The sequence below is a fragment of the Cytophaga sp. genome (genome assembly GCF_051961495.1).
In the GTDB taxonomy this organism is placed as follows: Bacteria; Bacteroidota; Bacteroidia; order Cytophagales; family Cytophagaceae; genus Cytophaga.
This window is the reverse complement of record NZ_JBQCDF010000146.1, coordinates 1-5,384: the sequence shown is the minus strand read 5'-3', so window position 1 is coordinate 5,384 and position 5,384 is coordinate 1. Positions and strand designations below refer to the sequence as shown.

Below are 5,384 nucleotides of genomic sequence, written 5' to 3'. Positions count from 1 at the left end.
TGGCCCTGCGGCTTGATGAGTTCAACCATGGTATCCCAATATTTATTGGCATCAACAAAGTCCAGTATGAAGTCAACATACCTGAAACCGCTGTTGTGTACTTCGTTCACCAGGTCATTATGGTTAATTACATAATCCGCGCCGCACTGCTTGCACCATTCGATTGTTTCGGACCGTGAAGCAGTTGCCAGTACCGTAAGGCCTGCAATGTGTTTTGCCAGCTGAATGGCAATAGAGCCTACGCCGCCCGCACCGCCAATGATCAGGATGGTTTTGTTTTTATCTTTTACAGGATCAATACGCAAACGGGTAAATAATATTTCCCACGCAGTCAATGCTGTTAAAGGAAGAGCTGCAGCTTCTGACGCAGAAATGCTTTTTGGAGCAAGGGCTACAATACGTTCATCGATCAGCTGATATTCCGCATTACAGCCGGGCTTGGTAAGATCACCTGCATAATAGACTTTATCACCAGGTTGAAATAATGTTACATCTTCGCCGATTGATTCAACGGTACCTACTGCGTCCCAACCAATTATTTTTGGTTTTTCAAGTTCAGTATTTTTGGCACTGTTTTGTCTGACTTTATAATCTACGGGATTTACAGAAACAGCTTCAATTTTAACCAGCAGATTTTTGCCTGTAGCTGCAGGTTTCGCTGTCTCAAATAGAATAAAACTATTATCGTCGGTAATGGGTAATGAAGTCTTAAATCCAATTGCTTTCATGGTTGCGGTTATTTTTTGTGAAATTGCTTCCTGACGAATTTTTCAAATTCAACTGCATGGAAAATAATCAGGGACATTCCGATACATATTCCCAATTCAGTTAAAGATAGTGGCTGCGTTTTGAATATGGTATTCATAAACGGTACATATATCACAAACAGCTGCAGCAATACGGTTAGCGCTACTGATCCTACCAATGGTTTGTTGCTGAAGAATCCTTGCTGAAATAAATACGTTCTGTCGCTCCGGATGCTTAATACGTGCACCAGCTGAGACAGCGAAAGCACGGTGAAGACCATTGTCTGCCAGGATTCGATGTGGTTCACAAGCGCGTATTTTTGTGTTGCCAGCGTAACACCGGCCATCAATATACCAACCCATACGATGTGATAACCGAGGCCGTCGGCAAAGATACTTTGCGACGGATGCCGCGGAGGTCTTTGCATGATATCCGCTTCCGCTTTTTCATCAGCAAGCGTCAGGGCTGGTAAACCGTCAGTTACCAGATTGATCCAAAGGATATGAATAGGCAGTAAAGGCATCGGCATACCAAGGAATGGCGCCATGAAAATTGTCCAGATCTCGGCGCCATTACAGGTCATGATGTACTTCACAAATTTACGGATGTTGTCAAAGATTCTTCGCCCTTCTTTTACTGCCTTAACAATAGTAGCAAAATTATCATCCAGCAAAATCACATCTGATGCTTCCTTGCTTACATCGGTTCCGGTAATGCCCATGGCTACACCAATGTTCGCCGCTTTTAAAGAAGGTGCATCGTTGACGCCGTCTCCGGTCATGGCTACATAATGTCCTTTTTCCTGCAGCGCTTTTACGATCCGTAGTTTTTGTTCCGGAGAAACGCGTGCATATACAGACGTGTTTTCAACCTGTTTCAGAAAATCTTCCTGTGATAGATGATTTAATTCTGCACCTGTCAGCGAAAGGCTGTTATCATCCAGGATCCCGATCTGTCTCCCGATGGCCCGCGCTGTAGCCGGATGATCGCCTGTGATCATGACGGGCCTGATGCCTGCCGTTTTGCATTCCTGTATGGCCAGTTTGGCTTCTTCCCGCGGCGGATCCATTAAACCCGCAAGCCCGGCAAAGATTAAATTCTTTTCAACTGTTTCGTACGTGAAAGGCTCTGGTAATTTATCCAGGATCGAATAAGCAAAAGCCAGTACGCGTATGCCTTTCGCAGCCCATTCTTCGGATTGATTTAATAAAAGACTTTTTTCATCTTCATCGGTAAGTGTTGCATATAAAGATTCACTTGCTCCCTTCGTAATCACTAAAAATTTATTGTTGAAATGATGAATGGTGGTCATGCATTTCCGGTCTGAGTCGAAGGGGAGTTCTGCAACTCTTGAATATTGATTGCTAAGCAGAATGTATTTTTCGAAGCTGTGTTTATGAATGATATATTCAACCAATGCCAGCTCGGTAGGCTCACCGAATGGCGCATGACTCTCTGTAAATTTTACATCATGATTGAGGGCCATACTCATTTGCAGAACTGAAAGTGAGGAAGAGAGACCTGCAATCGGCTGCTCATACAATTCAATCACCTTCATTTTATTTTGAGTAAGCGTACCGGTTTTATCACTGCATATATAAGTTACGGAACCTAGGGTTTCAACGGCAGGCAATTTCCGGATCAGGGCATTTACTTTAGTCAAGTGCGAAGCTCCTTTGGAGAGCGCAATAGTAATCAGTGCAGGCAGCGCTTCCGGGATCGCCGCAACGGCTAAGCTTACCGATAATAATAAAATGCTTAACGGTTCTTCACCACGTAGCACGCCTGTTGTGAAAAGCAGCAGGCAGATAAATAAAATAATATAGGATAAATTTTTCCCGAATTTCTGCATCCGGTATTGTAACGGTGTGCTTACCTCATCTGCATGCAGCATGCCAGCAATTTTCCCTAATTCCGTTTGCATGCCGGTGCTGATTACAATACCTGTTGCCCGTCCATTGGTTATCAAGGTGCCTTTAAAGGCCATGTTTACCTGGTCTCCAAGGGAAATGTTATCTTCTGTGAGATCCGTGCTTATTTTGTCAACAGACATCGACTCACCTGTCAGAGAAGATTCATCAATGCGCAAGGAGTGTGTGTCGATCAGGCGTATGTCCGCAGGAACAACATTGCCGGCCTCCATCAGTACAATGTCTCCCGGTACCAGCTCGGTAGATGAAATGACACTGCTTTCATTATTGCGGAGTACTTGCGTTTGAGTTGTGCTCATTTTTTTTAATGCTTCCATGGATTGTTCCGCACGGAACTCCTGCACAAATCCGATCAATGCATTTAAAATAATAATGATAAGAATAATGATTGTATCTGTAAGGTCACCCACAATACCTGAAAGTACGGCTGCTACAAACAGGATAATGATCATGATGTCTTTGAACTGATTTAAAAACAACAGCCAGGCAGGAACTTTCTTTTTCTCCTGCAATTCATTATAACCATATTGGGTAATTCTTTTCGCTGCTTCTTCTTTTGAAAGCCCGCTGATGGAAGAGCCGAACTCGTTAAAAATTTTGTTTATGGAATCCTTATAATATGCCATAGTAAAAAGAGTTAGTAAAGGTTAAAGATTGCAGCCGGCAAGATTAATGAAATATAAGTACTTCCTGTGAAAATAAGAATAGAAAACGCTTTTTAAAGCATCTAATATTCAGGCAGCTAGTGTGTTGTCTTTGGGTTATTTTATCGTAAACCGACGTAATTGGTTCAAAAAAGAAGGATATTCAGATCAATAATCTATTCTCTGCCGGTAAAATGTAAAAATGAAATGGCTCAAGGTTGTATCTGACTTTTATAAACGGATATTCCGGTAGTATTTCCTGCTTAAAATTAACTCTTCAACTTCTTTGCTCACCAGATACCGGATCGATTTCCCTTTGTTGACCAGGTTACGGATATAGGTTGCTGAGATTTCTAAAAGTGGCGCATCCACTAATTTTACTTTCGGGTGTTCACGCAATACATTGTTTGATGAATCAGGTCTTGGATATACATATAATTCGTATTGAGCTAAAATCTGCTCATAGTTTTTCCAGTTGGTGAACTGGTCAAGATTGTCTTCGCCGATAATCAGCACAAATGCATGTTGGGGATATTTATCGCTGAGATAGGTAAGTGTATCGATGGTATAGCTTGGCTTAGGCAGATTGAATTCGATATCACTGACTCTGAAGGCTGGATTATCAGCAATTGCCGCTGCTACCATGTCGTAGCGGTCAAATTCATGCAGTAGCGATTGGTTTTTTTTGAAAGGATTCTGCGGACTCACAACATACCATACTTCATCTAAGTCTGTTGTTTCAGTCATGGTATTGCCGATGATTAAATGACCAACGTGAATGGGGTTGAACGAGCCAAAGAATAAACCAATCTTCATTGCAAGAGATATTTCAATCAGTTTCTTTGCTTCACAAGGATATGCGAAAGCAGGCGATTATTTTTGTTCGATAAAATTGCTTACTAATTGATGAGCTTTAACAAATGTTTCTTCCAATCGGTCATTGATAAGAATAACATCAAACTGATCCTGAAAAGAAGATTCGAATTTCATTTTTTCAAGTCTGGCTTTTAAACTCTCTTCCGATTCCGTATTGCGGTCTACCAGGCGTTTCTGTAATTCTTCCAGGGATGGAACTTTAACAAATACTGAAAGTGCTTTATCGCCGAATTGTTCTTTTAAGCTTAATCCGCCTTTTACATCTACATCAAAAATAACATGTTTACCCATGTCCCAGATGCGCTGTACTTCTGAACGGAGTGTGCCATAAAAACGGCCGGGATAAACTTCTTCCCATTCAACAAATTCTTTATTTTGAATTCTGCGTTTAAATTCATCCACAGAAAGAAAGTAGTAATCTTTTCCGTTCGCCTCTTTACTTTCACGCATTTCTCTTGTGCAGGCAGAAATAGAAAAGCCAATACGAGGGTCGGTTTGTAATAAATGCTGAACGATGGTGGTTTTACCAGAGCCTGAGGGAGCTGAAAAAATGAATAATTTTCCTTCCATAAAAGCTTAGCAATTTTTTTGAATATTTCCCCTGATGGAGTCAATAAGGCTGGGAGGAACAGGCCTTTGTTCTAATTTATGCTTGATTACTTCTTTGACCGACTTTTCAATGTTATAATGGTTATAACAAGGAGCGCATTGCTCAATGTGTTCCTGAAGATAGATCATTTCTTCCTTGGTCGCTTCACCATCCAGAACCGAATTAAGCCTGCATAAGCAATCCTTGCAACAATAGCGTTGTTCGGCCTTCTTGCCGACTAATTTGTTTACAACCTCTTTAATAAAATCAATCATGCAGCTTAATCGTTTTTCTTTCTTTGATCTTTATAGCCCATAGACTGGGCATATTCCTGTAATTTTTCCTTTAAAACATTACGCGCCCTGTGCAAACGTGAACGTACCGTTCCGATAGGAATGTCTAATATTTTAGCCATTTCTTCGTATGTAAAACCTTCCAGATCACATAAAATGATTATGGTTCTGAAATCAACATCTAAAGCATTGAGAGCATTGGCAACTTCGTCGCCAATCATATTGTTTAATGAATCTACACGTAAATCGCTCGTGATCGGTTCATTTACATCGTCGGAATTGTAATAGGACTCCACCTCCTGAT

The 5,384-nt window shown here is 41.2% G+C and carries 6 protein-coding genes; all 6 read right to left on the bottom strand.

From position 1 onward, the window contains the following. On the bottom strand, positions 1 to 728 hold a 728-nt coding region (locus ACTHJT_RS07385; protein ID WP_440237361.1), incomplete at its 3' end, for a zinc-binding alcohol dehydrogenase family protein. Positions 729 to 736: 8 nt separating this feature from the next. Then, positions 737 to 3,304 carry a cation-translocating P-type ATPase gene (locus ACTHJT_RS07380; RefSeq protein ID WP_440237360.1) on the bottom strand — a complete coding sequence of 856 codons (2,568 nt, stop codon included), beginning with the start codon at positions 3,302 to 3,304 and terminating at the stop codon, positions 737 to 739. 249 nt (positions 3,305 to 3,553) lie between these two features. Next, the gene (gene nadD, locus ACTHJT_RS07375) at positions 3,554 to 4,138 is read right to left on the bottom strand and encodes a nicotinate (nicotinamide) nucleotide adenylyltransferase (protein ID WP_440237359.1); all 585 of its coding nucleotides are present in this window, start codon (positions 4,136 to 4,138) and stop codon (positions 3,554 to 3,556) included. Positions 4,139 to 4,195: 57 nt separating this feature from the next. Beyond that, the gene (gene gmk, locus ACTHJT_RS07370) at positions 4,196 to 4,768 is read right to left on the bottom strand and encodes a guanylate kinase (protein WP_440237358.1); all 573 of its coding nucleotides are present in this window, start codon (positions 4,766 to 4,768) and stop codon (positions 4,196 to 4,198) included. A gap of 6 nt (positions 4,769 to 4,774) precedes the next feature. Next, complete coding sequence (locus ACTHJT_RS07365) at positions 4,775 to 5,062, bottom strand: zf-HC2 domain-containing protein (RefSeq protein WP_440237357.1); 288 nt, start codon at positions 5,060 to 5,062, stop codon at positions 4,775 to 4,777. A 5-nt stretch (positions 5,063 to 5,067) separates the two neighbouring features. Then, positions 5,068 to 5,384: sigma-70 family RNA polymerase sigma factor (locus tag ACTHJT_RS07360; RefSeq protein WP_440237356.1), on the bottom strand; the 317-nt coding region annotated here is incomplete at its 5' end.